Source organism: Streptomyces sp. AC550_RSS872 (genome assembly GCF_019049285.1).
Taxonomy (GTDB): domain Bacteria; phylum Actinomycetota; class Actinomycetes; order Streptomycetales; family Streptomycetaceae; genus Streptomyces.
In genome coordinates this window covers 1-18717 of the sequence record NZ_JAGMUL010000074.1, presented here as the reverse complement: position 1 = coordinate 18717, position 18717 = coordinate 1, and the positions used below count along the sequence as shown (strand labels likewise).

General features: G+C 68.8%; 22 protein-coding genes. 14 read left to right on the top strand and 8 right to left on the bottom strand.

Annotated elements, in window-relative coordinates; all coding sequences use genetic code 11:
- The first annotated feature begins 74 nt into the window (after positions 1-74).
- The 6 genes from KUM44_RS27275 to KUM44_RS27250 all read left to right on the top strand — a co-directional run bounded on the left by KUM44_RS27275 (position 75) and on the right by KUM44_RS27250 (position 6667).
- Positions 75-866 carry an SCO2525 family SAM-dependent methyltransferase gene (locus tag KUM44_RS27275; RefSeq protein WP_254390180.1) on the top strand — a complete coding sequence of 264 codons (792 nt, stop codon included), beginning with the start codon at positions 75-77 and terminating at the stop codon, positions 864-866.
- 84 nt (positions 867-950) lie between these two features.
- Entirely contained in the window at positions 951-2801 is a 1851-nt protein-coding gene (locus KUM44_RS27270) for an SCO2524 family protein (RefSeq protein WP_217212017.1), read from the top strand.
- Positions 2802-2804: 3 nt separating this feature from the next.
- On the top strand, positions 2805-3722 hold the full coding sequence (locus tag KUM44_RS27265) for an SCO2523 family variant P-loop protein (protein WP_217212015.1): 918 nt from the start codon (positions 2805-2807) through the stop codon (positions 3720-3722).
- Positions 3719-4699: an SCO2522 family protein gene (locus tag KUM44_RS27260; protein WP_217212013.1), complete on the top strand. Its 981-nt coding sequence runs from the start codon at positions 3719-3721 to the stop codon at positions 4697-4699. Before KUM44_RS27265 ends, KUM44_RS27260 begins: the two co-directional genes overlap by 4 nt.
- Position 4700: 1 nt before the next feature.
- Positions 4701-5672: an SCO2521 family protein gene (locus KUM44_RS27255; protein ID WP_217212010.1), complete on the top strand. Its 972-nt coding sequence runs from the start codon at positions 4701-4703 to the stop codon at positions 5670-5672.
- Positions 5673-5782: 110 nt separating this feature from the next.
- On the top strand, positions 5783-6667 hold the full coding sequence (locus tag KUM44_RS27250) for a DUF6879 family protein (protein WP_254390179.1): 885 nt from the start codon (positions 5783-5785) through the stop codon (positions 6665-6667).
- Here KUM44_RS27250 and KUM44_RS27245 read toward each other — a convergent pair.
- The gene (locus tag KUM44_RS27245) at positions 6651-6926 is read right to left on the bottom strand and encodes a DUF397 domain-containing protein (protein WP_217212005.1); all 276 of its coding nucleotides are present in this window, start codon (positions 6924-6926) and stop codon (positions 6651-6653) included. The genes KUM44_RS27250 and KUM44_RS27245 overlap by 17 nt on opposite strands.
- Positions 6908-7741: a helix-turn-helix transcriptional regulator gene (locus tag KUM44_RS27240; RefSeq protein ID WP_217212003.1), complete on the bottom strand. Its 834-nt coding sequence runs from the start codon at positions 7739-7741 to the stop codon at positions 6908-6910. Before KUM44_RS27240 ends, KUM44_RS27245 begins: the two co-directional genes overlap by 19 nt.
- Positions 7742-7856: 115 nt before the next feature.
- Here KUM44_RS27240 and KUM44_RS27235 point away from each other — a divergent pair, with 115 nt between their 5' ends.
- Genes KUM44_RS27235 through KUM44_RS27225 form a run of 3 tightly spaced genes read left to right on the top strand, consistent with a single transcriptional unit; the run spans position 7857 to position 8946 of the window.
- Complete coding sequence (locus tag KUM44_RS27235; protein ID WP_217212028.1) at positions 7857-8063, top strand: hypothetical protein; 207 nt, start codon at positions 7857-7859, stop codon at positions 8061-8063.
- Complete coding sequence (locus tag KUM44_RS27230) at positions 8060-8275, top strand: hypothetical protein (RefSeq protein ID WP_048586377.1); 216 nt, start codon at positions 8060-8062, stop codon at positions 8273-8275. The genes KUM44_RS27235 and KUM44_RS27230 overlap by 4 nt, the downstream gene beginning before the upstream one ends.
- Positions 8276-8325: 50 nt before the next feature.
- The gene (locus tag KUM44_RS27225; RefSeq protein ID WP_217212001.1) at positions 8326-8946 is read left to right on the top strand and encodes a DUF1266 domain-containing protein; all 621 of its coding nucleotides are present in this window, start codon (positions 8326-8328) and stop codon (positions 8944-8946) included.
- Between the two features lie 124 nt (positions 8947-9070).
- Here KUM44_RS27225 and KUM44_RS27220 read toward each other — a convergent pair whose 3' ends face one another.
- A complete protein-coding gene (locus KUM44_RS27220) occupies positions 9071-9454 on the bottom strand; it encodes a hypothetical protein (protein WP_217211999.1) in 384 nt (127 codons plus the stop codon).
- Positions 9455-9853: 399 nt separating this feature from the next.
- On the opposite strand from KUM44_RS27220, the gene recO reads away from it, so the two are divergent.
- A complete protein-coding gene (recO, locus tag KUM44_RS27215; RefSeq protein WP_217211997.1) occupies positions 9854-10600 on the top strand; it encodes a DNA repair protein RecO in 747 nt (248 codons plus the stop codon).
- 24 nt (positions 10601-10624) lie between these two features.
- A complete protein-coding gene (locus tag KUM44_RS27210; protein WP_217211995.1) occupies positions 10625-11458 on the top strand; it encodes an isoprenyl transferase in 834 nt (277 codons plus the stop codon).
- Positions 11459-11614: 156 nt separating this feature from the next.
- Here the strand turns inward: KUM44_RS27210 and KUM44_RS27205 are convergent, their stop codons facing one another.
- The 4 genes from KUM44_RS27205 to KUM44_RS27190 are packed head-to-tail and all read right to left on the bottom strand — an operon-like array spanning position 11615 to position 14739.
- Entirely contained in the window at positions 11615-12025 is a 411-nt protein-coding gene (locus tag KUM44_RS27205) for a Fur family transcriptional regulator (protein ID WP_217211993.1), read from the bottom strand.
- A 59-nt stretch (positions 12026-12084) separates the two neighbouring features.
- Positions 12085-12987, bottom strand: coding sequence for a metal ABC transporter permease (locus KUM44_RS27200; RefSeq protein WP_217211992.1), 903 nt, complete (start codon positions 12985-12987; stop codon positions 12085-12087).
- A complete protein-coding gene (locus tag KUM44_RS27195) occupies positions 12987-13754 on the bottom strand; it encodes a metal ABC transporter ATP-binding protein (protein WP_217211990.1) in 768 nt (255 codons plus the stop codon). The genes KUM44_RS27200 and KUM44_RS27195 overlap by 1 nt, the downstream gene beginning before the upstream one ends.
- Before the next feature lie 19 nt (positions 13755-13773).
- Positions 13774-14739 carry a zinc ABC transporter substrate-binding protein gene (locus KUM44_RS27190; protein WP_217211988.1) on the bottom strand — a complete coding sequence of 322 codons (966 nt, stop codon included), beginning with the start codon at positions 14737-14739 and terminating at the stop codon, positions 13774-13776.
- A 162-nt stretch (positions 14740-14901) separates the two neighbouring features.
- Here KUM44_RS27190 and KUM44_RS27185 point away from each other — a divergent pair, with 162 nt between their 5' ends.
- The 3 genes from KUM44_RS27185 (at position 14902) to KUM44_RS27175 (ending at position 17476) form a co-directional block, all read left to right on the top strand.
- Positions 14902-16284: a glycine--tRNA ligase gene (locus KUM44_RS27185; RefSeq protein WP_217211986.1), complete on the top strand. Its 1383-nt coding sequence runs from the start codon at positions 14902-14904 to the stop codon at positions 16282-16284.
- A gap of 99 nt (positions 16285-16383) precedes the next feature.
- Positions 16384-16773, top strand: coding sequence for a VOC family protein (locus KUM44_RS27180; RefSeq protein ID WP_217211984.1), 390 nt, complete (start codon positions 16384-16386; stop codon positions 16771-16773).
- An 85-nt stretch (positions 16774-16858) separates the two neighbouring features.
- A complete protein-coding gene (locus tag KUM44_RS27175; RefSeq protein ID WP_217211982.1) occupies positions 16859-17476 on the top strand; it encodes a LysE family translocator in 618 nt (205 codons plus the stop codon).
- A gap of 126 nt (positions 17477-17602) precedes the next feature.
- On the opposite strand, the gene KUM44_RS27170 is transcribed toward KUM44_RS27175, so the two are convergent.
- Positions 17603-18571, bottom strand: a complete 969-nt coding sequence (locus KUM44_RS27170; protein ID WP_217211980.1) for a serine hydrolase — start codon at positions 18569-18571, stop codon at positions 17603-17605.
- Between the last annotated feature and the right edge of the window lie 146 nt (positions 18572-18717).

The window sequence follows — 18717 nt, the reverse complement described above, 5'->3', positions numbered from 1 at the left end:
TCCGCGGAACAAGAGGGCGAGGGTCTTATGCCTCGACGCGCTCCCAGTGCGCCTTCCTTTGGTACCGTGAGTGAATGACCCAGAGATCGTCGGGGGACGTCCAGTTGAAGAACAAGGATGTGCGCTGGGCGGCGTTCGACCCGATCGCCTACGTTGATCACAACTACCGCGACTTACAGGCAGAGGACGCGGAGATCCTGCACATGATCCGGGATCATTTCGGCGATCATTTCCGGAAGCAGGGCGTCGGTCCCGTTTCCGGAATCGACGTGGGCGCCGGTGCCAATCTCTATCCCGCACTCGCGATGATGCCGTGGTGCGACGAGATCACCCTCTTCGAGCGCTCGCCCGCGAACGTCGGGTACCTCACCCGCCAGGTCGACTCCTACGACCGGAACTGGGACCAGTTCTGGGACGTCCTGTGCGAGTCCGAGGCGTACAACTCCCTTGGCGCGGACCCGCGTGAGAGGTTCCGCAAGGTCGTCTCGGTCGAGCAGGGCGACCTCTTCCAGCTGGCGGCGTACAAGCGCCAGTGGTCCATGGGCACGATGTTCTTCGTCGCCGAGTCGATGACCACCTCCCACCAGGAGTTCTCACTCGGCGTCGAGCGCTTCATGCGCGCGCTGGCCCCCGGTGCCCCCTTCGCTGCCGCCTTCATGGAACATTCGAAGGGATATCACACGGGCGAGCATTTCTTCCCGGCGTGTGACGTGGGAGAATCCGAGGTGCGCGCGAGTCTTGAGGCATTCGCGGATGACTTCAAGGTGCAACGACTGGAATCCGCGGCAGAGGTGCGCGACGGATATTCGGGAATGATCGTCGCCTGCGGTTGGCGGAATTCGGATGCGCTCATTCCGGTCAGCTGACGCGTTCGGCCGGCCGTGAAACTTCACAACAGCACAGCGATATTCCTCAAATGATGGCAGGGCGGCCTGTGTGAGGGGCATGGGATGCAGATCAAGCCACGCCAGCATCTGCTGGACATCTGGCAGGCGGTGGCCCGCCACTCTTTCGACGGGGGAGAGTGGGCGTGGGGCGACTGGGGCGGACAGAGCAGTGTGGCCGACGCCGAGCGGCTGCTCTGCCTGCTGTACCCGGCCACCGAGATCCCCGCCTTCCGGCTGGACGACCCGGACACCACACAGGAGGACGTCCAGCAGGTCCTCAAGAGAGCCGGCGGACGGCTGGAGGTCCCGGCCAACCTCGTCACGGCCGCCGCCGACTTCATGCGGACGCACACCGGCGACGACAAGAGGCCGACGTTCGCCGGGGGTTACTACTTCGGGTCCGCCGACAAGAACAGGGAAGTCACCGAGGAACAGCGCCAGCTCGGCGTGACCGACTCGTTCTCCATGTCGATCACCCTGTGCCTGGCCACACTCGGTTTCCTCAAGGTCTACGAGACCAGGACCCGGCGCAGTGACATCAAGGAGACCATCTCCGAACTGCGCCAGGCCACCAGCAACCGGCTCACCGCCGCCATGGTGAGCCTGCTGCGCTCCTTCACCGTCAACGTCTTCGACACCGACGCCCCCCAGGGCCGTACGCTCTGCGAACTCCTCGGCCAGGGACGGCTGTCGCAGCGGCAGGTGCTGAGCAAGTTCCAGAACCGTTTCCGCTGGCTGCGCGCGGCGCTCAACGAAAGTGTCTTCCTCGGCATCGACGTCCAGGAAGGCCTCAAGGACGAGAGTCAGCTCTTCGAGTGCGGCTGGGCGTGGAGCCTGGTCGAGAGCGCCCCCGAGATCGAGACCAGCGAACCCATCGGGCCGCAGCCCGCGGGCGTCGCCAACCCCGTGCCGTACCTGTACTTCACCGTGGTCGCCCTCGACGGTATCCAGGACCTGTTCTCCGACCGCACCCTCACCCTCGGCCTGCTCAACACCGAACAGCAGAAGCTCGCCGAGGCGCTCCGGCTGCGGTGGGAGCTGACCCAGCAGTACTGGTCCGGCATCGCCCGCTTCGAGGACGACCGCTGGCCCCTGGAGGACATTCCCTGGCGTACGACGGGACAGAGGCTGGAGTCCGCGTACTTCTCCCTCTCCGTCGCCGCCATCCTGGTGCACGACCTGATGCGGCGCCGCGCCACCGACGACGACCTGTCCCGCACCGTCGGCATCATGGAACGCCTCGCCGAGCGCGGCCGCATCACCAGCCGGATGACGCGCGACGACCCCATGGTCCACGAGCTGCACAACGTGGGCGTCGCCCTGCCGTTGCAGGGCAGCGAGCGGCTCGGCCCGCCGTTGACGTGGTCCATGACCGACTTCTCGGCGCAGCTGCTGAAGCGGACCGTCCAGCTGTGCACGCTGTCGCGCAACCTCTCCTCGCACGACCGGCTGCTCAGACTCGCCGAGGACATCTTCGACCACATGTGGCGGCGCCGCATCCGGGACGGCGAGGGCGTCGGCCTCTGGGACAACGTCCACGCCGCCTATCCCGAGGCGGAGATCCTCAAGCGGCGCGTGCCGGTGTCGTGGAGCATCACCGAGCGGGTGACCGAGGTGATGGTCCAGGCACACGAGATGTACCGGCAGCCCCCGATCCGCAGCCTCGAACTCGCCGAACTGGCAAGGGCGTTGCTCAGCGAGTCCGCCCACCTCCTGGGCAACGAGCAGATGGAACCCGCGCCGACGGACTCCGGCCGGCACGGGATGGAGATCAGGAACATCGAGGTCAAGCTGCGCCGCGCCCGCAGCCTCGTGGACGAACAGCCGGGTACGGCCTACGCGTTGACACTCGACGTGCTGGGACAGCTCGACTCGCTCGCCCGCGCCCGCGAGGCCGCGGACCGGGGAGTGTGAACCGTGCTGATCTTCGCCGCCTCCGACAAGGGAGGCACGGGCCGCTCCGTGACCAGTGCCAACCTCGCCTACCACCGGGCGCTGGCCGGGGACGACGTCTGCTACCTCGACTTCGACTTCGGCTCGCCCACCGCCGCGGCCGTCTTCGACGTGGCCGACGCCCGCGAGGAGACCGAGGACCGCGGTCTGCACGCCTACCTCATAGGCGAGGTCAGCGAACCGGCCCGGATCGACGTCTGGGCCGACACCGAGCACCAGGTGCTGCGCTTCCCGCCGCCCGGCTGCGGCCGGCTGGTGCTGATGCCCGGCGACGTCAGCGGCGGCGAGTTCGCCACCAGCGACGACAACCTGCGCCGCTGCGTCGACCTGCTGATGACGCTCTACTACGAGTTCGACCTGGTCGTCGTCGACCTCAGCGCCGGCCGCTCCTACGCCGTCGACATGGTCCTGGAGGCCACCGCACAGCCCGAGATGCGTGACATCACGGCCCGCTGGCTGGTCTTCCACCGCTGGACCCGCCAGCATGTGGCGGCCGCCGCCAGCCTGGTCTTCGGCAAGCGCGGCATCGTCGCGGGCGGCGTCGACCGTGGCCACGACGAAGCGGCACTGCGCAACGCCATCCGCTTCGTGCGGGCCGCCGTACCCGATCCCGAATCCCCGCTCTGGTCCCAGGTCTCGCCCACCCAGTCGGCATGGATGCGCAAGACCGACGGCGACCTCAAGCAGCTCGCCTCCACCCACGGCATCGGCTACAGCCAGGTCCTCGGCTCGGTGCCCCTCGAACCGGTCCTCCAGTGGCGTGAGCAGCTCATCACCGACGAGGACGTGCTCGACAGCCAGATCGCCAACCAGGAGACCTGGGAGGCGCTGAGCCGGCTCGCCGTACGGCTGACCGACGACAAGTACTGGGAGGAGGCATGACCGACACCGCCTTCCGGGAGACCACCGCCGAGCCCGTCACCAAGTCCGTGCCGCTCGCCCACCTCTCCCTGGAGCTGGGCCACCTCTACATGGAGGACTTCGAGGCGGGTCCCAAGCGGCTGGGCGAGCACTTCGCCGAGGTACGGGTCTGGGCGGACGCGGTACGCGCCTCGGCCGCCCGCCGCAGCAAGCGCCCACGCATCAGCACCTGCTTCCTCATCGACGACTACTTCACCCGCTTCTCCACCCCGGCCGAGCTGATCCCGATGATCCTCAAGGAGGCCGAGAAGGCCGGCCTCGTCATCGACTACCTGGCCCGCGAGTCGAGCTGCGCGGTCGCCGACCGCATAGAACTCGCCGAATCGGTCATGCACCGCCTCGTCGAGTCACCGCCACCGGGCAGCTACGGCTCCCGCCCGCCCGTCAGCCAGACCGGCTGGCTCGCCAACGGCCAGCGCACCCCGTCGACGTCCCGCAGCGCCCTGGGCGCGGTCAAGGGCTGGGAGCCGCCCCAGGAGACCGCGGCCCGCAACCACTCGGTCTTCATGGACGTCGAGCTGTGGTCCGAGAAGGACGGCAAGCGCCTGTGGTCGTGCCCTTTCCTGGCGGCCGTGTGGCAACTGGCCCGCCTCGGCCTGTTACGGCACCTGGGCGAGCCCGTGCTGGTCCCCAAGGACTGGCAGGGCGAGGACTTCCCGCACGACTGGGACCGGCTCCCGCCGCTGACCAGGCTCACCGACACCAAGGCGGCCTTCAGCGCCTACCGCACCTGCACCCTGATGCCGAACCGCTTCCTCGCGGTCGAGGACGCCGTACGGCTCATCCTCGACCAGACGGACGTCGACTCGGGCGCGCTCCAGCAGGTCGCCAAACGCTCCGCCGACGAGGGGATGCCGGTGCCCGCGGCGGTCGCCCAGCGCGCCACCTACGTCTTCTACGAGGAGCCCGGCGACCCCTCCGAGGCCGAGGAGACCTGAGATGACGGCGGCCCCCGGCCAACCGGCGCGTCCGGTCCTCGCCTGCGGTGAGGTGCGTACCTGTCTGCTGCCGTCCGTCCAGGCCCTGGACGCCCGGGCCGCCGCCCAGCTGCTCAGGCTGCGCAACGACGAACACGTCCGGGTCTCCGAACGGCCCAGCATGTACGCCCTGTCCCCCGAGATCCTCACCGGGGTCGACTGCCGCCTGCCCGCCTCCAACGGCACGAAGGTCAGGGGCGTCGGTACGGTCGCCGCGCGCGCCGTCCTGACCGAGGGGCGGCTGCTCCAGTCGACGGCGTACTTCAGCCTTCCGGCGGCGGGCCCGGACATGCGACGCCCGTGGGGTCAGTACCTCGTACGCCCCGGCCTGGTGGAGCCCTTCGGCAAGCTGCCCCAACAGGCCACAGCAGAGGGCGTGTTGAGAGGCCCGGGACGCGGCGAACTCGACCTCGGGATGATCTCCGAGGGCCTGCTGGCCCAGCTCCGCCGCCATGCGCTGCTCGACCGCAGGGTGCCGTTCAAGTCGAGCCCGACGCGGCTGCGTTGGGTGGCACGACGGACCCCGGCAGGAGAGCGGGCATCGCTCGCGAACTTCACGGTGGCCGAGGGCGGACTGCGGACCATGGAGCTACGGCTCCCGGAGGATGTGCCGGCGGCGGCCGCGGCGGGCCTGTGCGAGGATCTCGCCCTGCACGACTGGCTTTTGACGACCGTTCAGCACATGCTGGACAACAGCCGGATCGGAGCCATAGACGGACCATCGGTGGTCGAGGCGCTCCATCCGGTCGTGGTTCATCTGCTGCATCTGTGGATGCCGCGCGCACACGTGGACCCCGCGCTGGCCCACCTGTGGGACGTACTGGAAGCAAAGCCGGGGTTCTCCCGCCAGTGGGAGAACCTGAGCCGGCGCATCAGAGACCGACTGGCCCTCCAGGCCGTGGCGATGCCGCAGCAGGCGCTCAGCACGAGTTGAGGGACGGGGCCCGGAACCGATTACCCGACGGGGGATGAGAAATGAGCGGAGCGTCATCGTTAGGAGCAGGTGGCAACGGGCAAGGGGCCCCGCGTCCGGAGCAGCCGCGTATGCCCAAGATGTTCTGGCGGATCGTGATCACGGCCGGCGCCGCGGGCGGGGCCTTCCTGCTGACCAGCATCCTGGACCAGGACGACGGGAACATCTGGCAGTGGGTGGCGTCCATCGTCATCGGCAGCGCGGCGCTGATCGTGCAGTACCTGATCGACTTCGGGGAACGGTTCGAGAAGGTCGACACGCGCTTCAACGAGATCCTCGCCGCGACGGAGCTGTTCAGCCAGGTCGACGGCTCCGTGCTGCGGTCCGACGAGGTGACCCGGCTGGTCCTCGGCTACACCAAGGTCCGTGAGCGGGGCGGCGACATCGTGCAGGCCTTCGCCGAGAAGGAGCTGGGCCGCCTCGCCAAGATGATGGAGGGCCTCGGCAGCGGCACCGCGGACTGCCCCGGCGAGAACCACGAGTGGCTGATCGACCTCACCGACTGCGTGAAGATGACCCTCGACGCCACCAGCACCTCGGTGGACCGGGAGTTCTGGACCAGCGGGCCCGCCGACCGGTACCTCGCCGCACAGGAGAAGGCGATCAAGCGGCGGGGCGTGGAGATCCGGCGCCTGTTCATCGTACGGACCGAGGACGAGGTCACACCCGAGCTCAGGGCGCTGTGCGACGACCATCGACGGCGGGGCATCGACGCGCGTATCGCGGTGCGGTCGCTGATGGAGTCCAACCCCAGGGTGAGCGACTTCATCGTCTTCGACGGCGAACTCTGCCACGAGACGAAGCCGGACCAGGAGAACAACCCCGACAGCACCCTGCTGAGCGCCGAGCCCGACCACATCGAGGACCACATCACCCAGTTCACGGAGCTGTGGGCCGAGGCCGAGCGTCAGCAGACGGCTCCACAGAGGGGTCCACGGGTCACCGCAGAGACGTGACGAACCTGTCCCAGGCGGGGGCGGGGATGAGGAGTACGGGGCTGTCCGAGGCGAGCTTGGAGTCTCGGACGGGGACGGTGCCGGGGACTCCGTCGGCTACCTCGACGCAGTCCTCGCCGCCGCTGCCGCCGCTGTAGGTGCTCTTGCGCCAGCGGGCGGCGCCTGGGAAGTCGTACGCGACCTCGACGCAGTCACCGCCGTTGCCGTCGCTGTAGGTGCTCTTGCGCCAGCTCGCGTTGCTCAGGTCGTACTCGCGCATCGTCTGAAGTCCTCCGCCGCCGACTCGATCAGGGCCAGGGACGCCTCCGGCGACAGCGCGGCGGCCCTGATCAGATCGTATGCCGCGTACGAGCGCTTCACCACAGCCGGATCGTCAAGCAGGTTCCCCGAATACACGGCTTCTGTATAGGAGGTTGGCGGTGCGTCCTCGAACTCCATGAGCTTCAGCGAACCGGTCATGAGGGCGTACGCCCCAGCCGCATACGGCAGCACCTGCACCAGCACCGTTCGCTCCCGCGCCATCGACGCCACGCGCTCCAGCTGCTCCGCCATGACCGCCGGGCCGCCGACCGGGATGCGCAGCACGCTCTCGTGCAGGACGACCCAATACACGGGCCGTGTAGCGTCCTTGAGGATGTGCTGGCGCTCCAGTCGGCCGGACACCTTGTCCTCGATGTACTCGTCCGCCGCGAACGGGTTCATCGCCAGCGTGACCGCCCGGGCATACCCAGCCGTCTGCAACAGGCCCGGCACCAGCGCGGGCGCGAACTCGCAGATCTTCGTCGCGAGCCGCTCCAGCTCCGCCGCCTTGGCGAAGTAATCCGCGTACCGCTGGTCATTGATGAGCCGGTGCCACATCCGCTCGAAAATACCGTCGGTTTGTAGCGCTACGTCAATCCTCTGCGCCACGTCCAATTGGGGTTTTCGGATCGCCTGTTCGAACTGGCCGATGTAACCGCCGGAGACAAATACCCGAGCCCCCAGATCCACCTGAGTTACCCCCGCATCCTCCCTCCGCCGCTTCAGTTCCGCGCCGAAGAACTCCCACGCCGCCTGACGTGAAGCATTGGCCATTGCCAACCCCCTTGCACTTCCCCGCACTTGTAGGGCACAGACTCCTGCCGAGTGTAGGCGCCGCAGGTCAGGATGGAGATGAAATGAGTGAAACCCAAAAAGAGGGGGAGTGACCGTGACGGCACGACACTCGGCGCACTGCGTCGAAGAAGCGGAGGAAGCAGTGAAGGAATTGCGGGCGGTGCTGGAGAAGGCAGGAATTACGCTCCCGACACTCCGGATCGACCCGGCGAGTCTTGCGCGTGAAGCCCCTTGCCCGCTCGTCGAATTGGGCCGGTGTTCGGTCGAGACCGCGCAGCGCCTCGCGGCGGTACTGCGATGAAGCCACCCATCGGGTCGTACGTCGTCGACACGCGCAACGGAAGAATCGGCATCGTCATGGGACACGAGGGACCGTACGTCCAACTCAGACCGTACGGCGGCGGCAAGGAATGGGACGCCGAGCCCGGGGTCGTCCGTACGGCCAGCCCGGCCGAGCGGCTGCGCGCGGCGACCGCGTACGCGAACGCACGAAGCCGGGGTGAGGTTCCTTGAGCTAGGGGACAGGCCCTGGGGCCGGGGGCGGTCCCGTAGGGTGCGGCGGCATGGGTTTGTGGAGATGGAGACGGAGAGGGCCGAAGGCCGCCCGCCGCTACCCCGTGCCGCTCACCACGCACCAGCTGTGGATGGTGTCGCTGAGCGCGCCGGTGAGCAGGGACCGGGACGCCTCGCGGACCACGTTGTACCCGTTCACGCGGATCGACGACGACGGGGCCCGGCGCTGGCTGGCCGAGCAGTGGGAGATCACCTCGCGTGAGCAGCTGGTCGGCCGGCTCGACGACCTGTCCCGCAGCGGGTACCGGGCGCGGGCGTACCGGGTCACCGGCGTCTCGCCGCTCGCCTGGGACGCCGCGCTGTACGTCGACATCGCCCGCCGTGGCTTCGCGTGCGGGCTGATCGACGAGTCCGACGCCTGGACCGCGCTGAAGAACATCGTGCCGGCGGTGGTGGGGACGTATGCCTCCTGGCAGGAGTACGCCGCTCACTATCTGCTCGGCCGGAAGGTGTGGCGGGACGGGCTGCGGGGGACGGCCGACGCCGGTTTCCCGGCGCCGCAGGCGACCGCCGACGCGCATCTGCGTGCGCTGCTGGACCCGGAGAATCGTTCCAGCCCGTGGAATCTCGTGCCCTGGAACACCATCAGCCACCCGGACCGCACCCGGTGACTCCGAGCCAGGACCGGTGATCGTGACAGGAGCCGGGATCGCGAAGGGAATGCCCGAGAGATCACAGCCGTGGCTGTGATCTCTCGGGGGTCTGAGTCACCGGGCACTCAGGCCCCGTTCAGGTTCAGGACACGGTGCGCCAGTCTCCCAGGTAAACGCCGTTGCCGTTGCCCCAGTTCAAGTAGAGCCTCACTTTGGTGATGGTCACTCCAGTCGGAGCGGTGCCCTTGCCGCAGCCGGAGGCGGATCCGTTACTGTCCTTGATCGTTCCGCTGTTGCCGTCGGATCGCTTGTACAGCGTCCAGAACCCCTGCCCGTCCGCTTCTTCGTCGCAAACGGTCAGCGTTCGGTGACCGTTGCTTACGTAAGCGGTCCCACAGTTCTGCAACTTGGTGGGGCCACAAGCCCGCCAGCCCCACGACTGGTCATGGGCCTGGGCAGCAGTGCCGCTCGCCAAGGTCATAGCGATCGCTGCTGCACTGGCGGCAGCGACTGAGAACTTTCGCATCGTTCCCCCTGCGTGGTCTGTGGGCCGAAGCCCCTTCTCAATGGCCAACGTAGGTAGATCTGGGAACAGCGTTCAACCTGCAAAGTTGTAGGGTCGTCGGAGCCTTCGTGGGTCGTTCCACGAGGTGCCTTCGCGGGCGGTGGACAGCTGCCGGCCCGCGCGGAGCGGGAGAGTGCGAGGGAGAAGCTGAAGACCCTGCCGCGTGTGGAGCGGGCGTCGGCGAAGCCGGCGACGGCGTTCCAGGTCGTGTGACACCACGTCCGAGAGGTCGACACCGACGCCGGGGAGATCGCGCCGCCGCCCCCAGTCCGACGCCGACGCGCGTCCACACCTGGGGACAGACACCATCAGCCACCCCGACCGCACCCGCCGCCCCCCGCCGTACGCGACAATGACCCCATGAGTCTGTTCCGCGACGACGGCATCGTGCTGCGCACCCAGAAGCTCGGGGAAGCGGACCGGATCATCACGCTGCTCACCCGGGGGCACGGCAGGGTCCGGGCCGTGGCCCGGGGGGTGCGGCGGACGAAGTCGAAGTTCGGTGCCCGGTTGGAGCCCTTCTCGCACGTCGATGTGCAGTTCTTCGCGCGCGGGAGCGAGCTGATCGGGCGCGGGCTGCCGCTGTGCACGCAGAGCGAGACCATCGCTCCGTACGGCGGCGGGATCGTCAGCGACTACGCCCGCTACACCGCCGGGACGGCCATGCTGGAGACGGCCGAGCGGTTCACCGATCACGAGGGCGAGCCTGCGGTGCAGCAGTATCTGCTGCTGGTCGGCGCCCTGCGGACGCTGTCCCGTGGCGAGCACGCGCCCCACCTCGTCCTCGACGCCTTCCTGCTCCGCTCGCTCGCCGTCAACGGTTACGCCCCCAGCTTCGGCGACTGCGCGAAGTGCGGCCTGCCCGGACCGAACCGCTTCTTCTCCGTGGCCTCCGGGGGCTCGGTCTGCGTCGACTGCCGGGTGCCCGGTAGCGTCGTACCGTCGCCGCAGACCCTCGAACTGCTCGGCGCGCTGCTCACGGGAGACTGGGAGACGGCCGACGCGTGCGAGGCGCGGCACGTCCGGGAGGGCAGCGGGCTGGTGTCCGCCTATCTGCACTGGCATCTGGAGCGCGGGCTGCGCTCGCTTCGGTACGTGGAAAAGTAAGCGGTAAGAGGAGACGAGAAGCACATGGCCGTGAGTGGGTTCCTGGGGCGTCGGCGACGCGAGTACAGGGCACCGGAGCCGCACCCGTCCGGCGCCCGCGCGCCGAAGCTTCCCGGTGAGCTGATCCCGAAGCATGTGGCGATCGTCATGGACGGGAACGGCCGCTGGGCGAAGGAGCGGGGGCTGCCGCGTACCGAGGGGCACAAGGTCGGTGCCGAGCGGGTGCTGGACGTGCTCCAGGGCGCGGTCGAGATGGGCGTGGGGGCGATCTCGCTGTACGCCTTCTCCACCGAGAACTGGAAGCGGTCGCCGGACGAGGTGCGCTTCCTGATGAACTTCAACCGCGACTTCATCCGCAAGACCCGCGATCAGCTCGATGAGCTGGGGATCCGGGTGCGGTGGGTCGGGCGGATGCCGAAGCTGTGGAAGTCGGTGGCCAAGGAGCTCCAGATCGCTCAGGAGCAGACCAAGGACAACGACAAGCTGACGTTGTACTTCTGCATGAACTACGGCGGGCGGGCCGAGATCGCGGATGCGGCGCAGGCTCTCGCGGAGGACGTGAAGGCCGGGCGGCTGGATCCGTCCAAGGTCAACGAGAAGACCTTCGCCAAGTACCTCTACTACTCCGACATGCCGGACGTGGACCTGTTCCTGCGGCCCAGCGGTGAGCAGCGCACCTCCAACTACCTTCTCTGGCAGAGCGCTTACGCCGAGATGGTCTTCCAGGACGTGCTATGGCCGGACTTCGACCGGCGGGACCTGTGGCGGGCGTGCGTCGAGTTCGCCTCCCGTGACCGACGGTTCGGCGGGGCCATCCCGAACGAGGAGCTGCTGGCCATGGAGGGCCGCCAGGACTGAACCCAGGGTCGTCCTCAAACGCCGGACGGGCTGAAATTCAGCCCGTCCGGCGTTTGAGGAGCGGGGGTCCAGGGGGCAGAGCCCCTTGGCGGGGTGAAGGGGCGGAGCCCCTTCAGGATGGGACGGGTAGGGGCGGCGGGGGCGAGGAAAAACCGCTCAGGAGGCGGCGCACTCCGCGCACGTGCCGAAGATCTCCACCGTGTGCGCCACGTTCACGAAACCGTGCTCCGCCGCAATCGCGTCCGCCCACTTCTCCACCGCCGGCCCTTCCACCTCGACCGCCTTGCCACAGACGCGGCAGACGAGATGGTGGTGGTGTTCGCCGGTCGAGCAGCGGCGGTAGACGGACTCGCCGTCGGCGGTGCGCAGGACGTCGACCTCGCCCGCGTCGGCGAGGGACTGGAGGGTGCGGTAGACCGTGGTGAGCCCGACCGAGTCGCCCTTGTGCTTGAGCATGTCGTGGAGTTCCTGCGCGCTGCGGAACTCCTCGACCTCGTCAAGGGCCGCCGCCACGGCGGCCCGCTGCCGAGTCGCGCGGCCCTTTACGGGCGGTCCAGCGACTGTCACCGGTTGCCTCCTCACGTCTGCACTTGCCGGGCCATTGTGCCAGTCCGGACTGTCAGCGGTCAGACGCCGACCTTGCCCGCGGCATCCCGGCTGGCTGGAATCGCACACTCCGCCGGGTCGCCGGAGGGCTGCGCGGCGGCCAGGGCACGGGCCCTGCGCCGGGCCAGCGGGGCCGCCAGCGCGGTCAGCGCGATGAACGCGCCAATGGTAAGCAGGACGATCGTCGCGCCGGGCGGCACGTCCTGGTAGTACGAGGTCACCGTGCCGCTGATCGTCACCGTCACACCGATCGCGACCGCGATGGCGAACGTCGCCGCGAAGCTGCGCGTCAGCTGCTGGGCCGCCGCCACCGGCACCACCATCAGCGCGCTCACCAGGAGGAGGCCGACCACGCGCATCGCGACCGTCACGGTCACCGCCGCGGTGATCGCCGTGAGGAGGTTCAGGGCGCGGACCGGGAGGCCCGTGACCCGCGCGAACTCCTCGTCCTGGCTCACCGCGAACAGCTGGCGCCGCAGCCCGAGGGTGACCAGGACCACGAAGGCAGCCAGCATGACGATCGCCGTCACGTCCGACTCGCTCACCGTCGACAGCGAGCCGAAGAGGTACGACGTCAGGTTGGCGTTCGAGCCGTTCGGCGCGAGGTTGATCAGCATCACGCCGCCGGCCATGCCGCCGTAGAAGAGCATCGCGAGCGCGAGGTCGCCGCGCATCCTGCCGTACCAGCGGATCAGTTCCATGGCGATCGCGCCGAGGACCGACACCAGTGTCGCCATCCATACCGGGGACCAGGACAGGAGAAAACCGAGGCCCACGCCCGTCATCGCCACATGGCCGATACCGTCGCCCATCAGGGCCTGGCGGCGCTGGACCAGGTAGATGCCCACGGCGGGGGCCGTGATGCCCACCAGGACCGCGGCGAGCAGCGCCCGCTGCATGAAGTCGTAGTTCAGGAAGTCCATCAGCTCAGCAGCCCCGTCCGGATCGGTTCGGCGTCGTGGGCCGCGTGCGGGTGTACGTGGTCGTGGCCGGGCAGCGCGTGCTGGCCGACGGCCTTCGGGGGCGGGCCGTCGTGCAGTACGCAGCCGTCGCGCAGGACGACCGCACGGTCGATCAAGGGCTCCAGCGGGCCGAGTTCATGGAGCACCAGCAGGACCGTCGCGCCGGCCGTGACCTGCTCCCTCAGCGTCCGCGCGAGCACCTCCTGGCTGGTCAGGTCCACGCCCGCCATCGGCTCGTCCATGATCAGCAGCTCGGGATCCGAGGCGAGCGCACGGGCGATCAGTACGCGCTGGTGCTGGCCGCCGGACAGGGCGCCCACCGAGTCCTTCACACGGTCCGCCATGCCGACCAGCTCCAGGGCGTGCCGTACGGCCGCGTGGTCGGCCTTGCGGAAGACGCCGAAGCGGGTCCGGGACAGGCGGCCCGAGGAGACGACCTCGCCCACCGTGGCGGGGACACCGCCCGCGGCCGTCGTGCGCTGCGGGACGTAGCCCACGCGCGCCCAGTCGCGGAACCGGCGCCGGTCCGTGCCGAACAGCTCGATCTCGCCGGCGCTGACCGGCACCTGGCCGATGATGCTGCGCACGGCGGTCGACTTGCCCGAGCCGTTGGCGCCGAGCAGCGCGACGACCTCACCGCGGTCCACGGTGAGGTCGATGCCGCGCAGGACGGGGCGCGAGCCCAGCTCGGCGCGGACGCCGCGCAGCGATATGACGGGCTCGGTCATGCCGTCCTCCGTACGTTGGTCACTTGGCTCCCAGAGCCGTCTTCAGGGCCGTGAGGTTGGCCCGCATGACCTCGAAGTAGTCGTCGCCCTTCGACTTGTCGGTGATGCCCTCGAGCGGGTCGAGGACGTCCGTCTTGAGGCCCGCGTCGTCGGCGAGGGTCTTCGCGGTCTTGTCGGAGACCAGTGTCTCGTAGAAGACGGTGGTGACGCCGTCGGCCTTGGCCTCCTCCTGGAGCTCCTTGATCCGGGCCGGGCTGGGCTCGCTCTCCGGGTCGAGGCCGGAGATGGCCTCCTGGGTCAGGCCGTAGCGCTCGGCGAGGTAGGTGAAGGCGGCGTGGTTGGTGAAGAAGACCTTGGACTTGGTGTCCTTGAGCCCGTCGGCGAACTCGGTGTTCAGCTCGCCGAGCTTCTTGACCAGCGTTTCGGTGTTCTTCTTGTAGTCGGCCGCGTTGTCCGGGTCCGCCTTCTCGAAGGCCGCGCCGACGCCCTTGGCGATCTCGGCGTACTTCACCGGGTCGAGCCAGACGTGCGGGTCGAGGGCGTGCTCCTCCTTCTCCTCGGAGTGCGCCTCCTCGCCCTCGTGCCCGTGACTGTCCTCGACCTCGCCGTGGTCCTCCAGCTTGGTCAGCGTCGCGGCGTCGATCTTCGTCTTGAGGCCCGACTGCTCGACGGTCTCGTCGACGGAGGGCTGGAGACCCTTGAGGTAGAGGGCGGCGTCGGAGTCCTCCAGCTGCGCCCGCTGCTGGGCGCTGATCTCCAGGTCGTGCGGCTCCTGGCCGGGTTCGGTCAGACTGGAGACGTTCACATGGCCGCCGCCGATCTGCTCGGCGAGGAAGGCCATGGGGTAGAACGACGCGACGACGTCGAACTTGTCCGTGTTGCCCGCGGCCGCGCTGTCCGAGGAGCACGCGGTGAGCGTGCCGGCACCGAGGGCGGCGACGGCCGCCAGGGCGAGGCCGGATATGTGATGTCGTCGTACGTTCATGACAGTCATTTTCAGCAAATTTGGAAACGATTGTCAACAAGCGTGATGGGCGGTCCACAGAGGGCAACCGATTTGGTTGAGGGGGATCCCCCGCCGGTACCCTGAAGCATTCGCTGTGAAGCGCCTCGCTTCGTCGCCCGTCGTCGTAATGAAGAGAGCACCGTGGCCGCCGACAAGATCGACACCATCGTCAGCCTGAGCAAGCGCCGTGGCTTCGTATTCCCGTGCAGTGAGATCTACGGCGGCCAGCGCGCCGCCTGGGACTACGGACCGCTGGGTGTCGAGCTCAAGGAGAACCTGAAGCGCCAGTGGTGGCGCTACATGGTGACGTCGCGCGAGGACGTCGTCGGTATCGACTCGTCCGTCATCCTTGCCCCCGAGGTCTGGGTCGCCTCCGGTCACGTCGCCACCTTCACGGACCCGTTGACCGAGTGCACCTCCTGTCACAAGCGCTTCCGCGCCGACCACCTGGAGGAGGCGTACGAGGCGAAGAAGGGCCACCTCCCGGAGAACGGCCTCGCGGATGTGAACTGCCCCAACTGCGGTAACAAGGGCCAGTTCACCGAGCCCAAGCAGTTCTCGGGTCTTCTCTCCACCCACCTCGGCCCGACGCAGGACAGCGGCTCGATCGCCTACCTGCGCCCGGAGACCGCCCAGGGCATCTTCACCAACTTCGCACAGGTGCAGACCACTTCGCGCCGCAAGCCGCCGTTCGGCATCGCGCAGATGGGCAAGTCCTTCCGCAACGAGATCACGCCCGGCAACTTCATCTTCCGCACCCGCGAGTTCGAGCAGATGGAGATGGAGTTCTTCGTCAAGCCGGGCGAGGACGAGAAGTGGCAGGAGTACTGGATGGAGCAGCGCTGGAACTGGTACACCGGCCTGGGCCTGCGCGAGGAGAACATGCGGTGGTACGAGCACCCCAAGGAGAAGCTCTCCCACTACTCCAAGCGCACCGCTGACATCGAGTACCGCTTCCAGTTCGGCGGCAACGAGTGGGGCGAGCTGGAGGGCGTCGCCAACCGGACGGATTACGACCTGGGCGCGCACTCCAAGGCTTCGGGCCAGGACCTCACCTACTTCGACCAGGAGGCCGGCGAGCGCTGGACGCCGTATGTCATCGAGCCGGCGGCCGGTGTCGGGCGCGCGATGCTGGCGTTCCTGCTGGACGCGTACGTCGAGGACGAGGCGCCCAACGCCAAGGGCAAGATGGAGAAGCGGACGGTGCTGCGACTGGACCACCGTCTGGCGCCGGTGAAGGTGGCGGTCCTCCCGCTGTCCCGGAACCCGGAGCTCTCCCCGAAGGCCAAGGGCCTCGCCCAGACGCTTCGCCAGAACTGGAACATCGAGTTCGACGACGCGGGCGCGATCGGTCGGCGTTACCGCCGCCAGGACGAGATCGGTACGCCGTTCTGTGTCACGGTCGACTTCGACACGCTGGACGACAACGCGGTGACCGTGCGTGAGCGGGACTCGATGAAGCAGGAGCGGGTGTCGCTGGACCAGATCGAGGGGTACCTGGCGAGCCGGCTGATCGGGGCCTAGTCACGGCCTGTTCGTGAGCTGAAGCTGACGGGGGACGTTGCGTCTCCCGTCAGCTTTTTGCGTGGCGTGCGGGGCATCGTCCGCGGAAAGATCGTGCGCATGGCCTCAACGGTGACGAACATCGCGATCGACTGTGCGGACGCCTACCAACTGGCGCGGTTCTGGGCGGAGGTGACCGGGCACCCGGTCGACCCCGGGGACGGACCCGGCGACGAGGAGACCGCGGTCACGCTGCCCGGTGGGCCGGCCCTGTACTTCAACCAGGTTCCGGAGCCCAAGTCGACCAAGAACAGGCTCCATCTGTGCCTGCGCCCCGACACGACGCGGGACGAGGAGGTCCAGCGGCTGCTGGGGCTGGGCGCCTCGGTGGTCGCTGATCGCCGTACATCCGATGGCCGGGGCTGGGTCGTTCTCGCCGATCCGGAAGGCAACGAGTTCTGCGTGCTGCCGGCCGAGTCCGAGCGGGAGGCGTTGTCCGCGTCCGGCTGAGCGGAGGGCTCGGTTGTCATTGGTCCCGGATACGGGCGCCGCTTTGGCCCTGTCGGCGGGACCGCCGTGCGCCCAGGCTGGGCGCATGAGCATCGCTTTCCTGCTGACCACCCTCGTCGTCGTCGCCACCCCCGGCACCGGCGTCGTCTACACCCTTGCCGCCGGGCTCTCCCGCGGGCGGCGCGCGAGTGTCGTGGCGGCACTCGGCTGCGCGCTCGGGATCGTGCCGCACATGCTGGCCACCGTCACCGGGGTCGCCGCCCTGCTGCACGCGAGCGCCATGGCGTTCCAGATCCTCAAGTACGCCGGTGTCGCCTACCTCCTGTACATGGCGTGGGCCACGCTCAAGGACAAGGGGGCGCTCGGGGTGGACGAGGGGGAGAGGGCCGCGCCGGTCTCGGCCGGCCGCGTGGTCGTGCGGGGCGTTCTGATCAACCTTCTCAACCCGAAGCTGACGATCTTCTTCTTCGCGTTCCTGCCCCAGTTCGTGAGCCCCGGCGAGGCGAACGCGCTGCCGCGCATGCTGGCGCTCAGCGGGGTGTTCATGCTGGTGACGTTCGTGGTCTTCGCGGCGTACGGCGTCCTCGCGGCGTCCGTCCGCAGTCACGTCACCTCACGGCCCCGGGTGATGGCCTGGCTGCGGCGGGGCTTCGCCGGGTCGTTCGTGGCGCTGGGGGCCAAGCTGGCGGTGACGGCTCGCTGAAACGGTTCGGTGGCTAGGGGGTGTTGAAAGTCCCGTGCGGTGCCCGCGCCCGCCGCGGCAGCGGCTGGTGTCGCAGCCGGTGCGTGCCCTCGGCGTGCCGGGCGCCGTGGGTGCTGTGCGGGACTTTCAGAACACCCCCTGGATCCACCTCGAACGCAGTTCGTCGCGCAGGCGTCGGGCGACCTGGCCCATGAGGGCGTCGGCGCCCGGCTGGCGGCCGGCGGCCACGCGGGACTCGGTCAGGACGGCGATCGCGTAGGTCTGGCCGTCGGCGTGTTCGACGACGCCGACCTCGTGGCGCAGGTTGAGCAGCATGCCGGTCTTGGACGACCAGGTGGAGGCGTCGGAGTCGAAGTCCGGGGCGAGGCGGTTGCGTACGAGATTGTTGGCCATGAAGCCGCGTACCTGTGCGGCGACCTCGGGGTGGACCGCCGGGGGCTGCGCGGGCTGCGGGGGCTGCGGGGGCTCGGTGGCGCCGGGGCGCCAGAGGGCCTGGAGGAGGTCGACGAAGGCCCGTGCCGTGCCGGTGTTGGCGCGTGAGATGTCGAGCTGGGGGACCCGGTGGCCGCGGCCCGGGGTGCCGGCGTCGATCGCGAGGGCGTGTGCGAGGTGCACGTCCGCCGGGTCGAAACGCTCCACCGGCGTCTCCATCAGCTCGCGCATGGTGTGCCGTACGGCGATGCCGCGCAGCCCCAACTCGCATAGAACAGAGCCGACTTGGGCGGGCGGAGTGAGGGCGAAGAGGGCGTCGGCTGCGCTGTTGTCGCTGATGCAGGTGCTGAGGTAGATCAGGTCCTCCACGGCGATGTGGGCCGCGTGCCGGAAGCGGCTCACGCCCGTCGGGCCGGGCGTGGTGATCCGGCCCGGCGGCACCTCGATCACCTGGGCGCCGTCGAGTTCCCCGCGCCGGATGCGCTCCAGAGTCACCAGGGCCAGCGGGATCTTCACGAGGGACGCCACGGGCAACTCGGTGTCGGGGTCGATGCCGATCTCGTCGCCCGTCTCCAGGTCCCGGACGAGGAACGAGCCGTACAGCCCTCCCTCGCGCAGGTCCCGGCGCAGGTCGGTGAGGAGTCGTTCGGTGTTGGTTGTCATGGGGTTGCCTTCGGTTCGCGTGAGGGCGGGCTGAGACTCCGGACGGGTTTCGCCCCCGCCGCCCCTACCCGTCCCGTCCCTGGGGGCTGCGCCCCCAGCCCCCCGCTGTCGGCCCTCCGGGCCTCGTCCTCAAACGCCGGACGGGC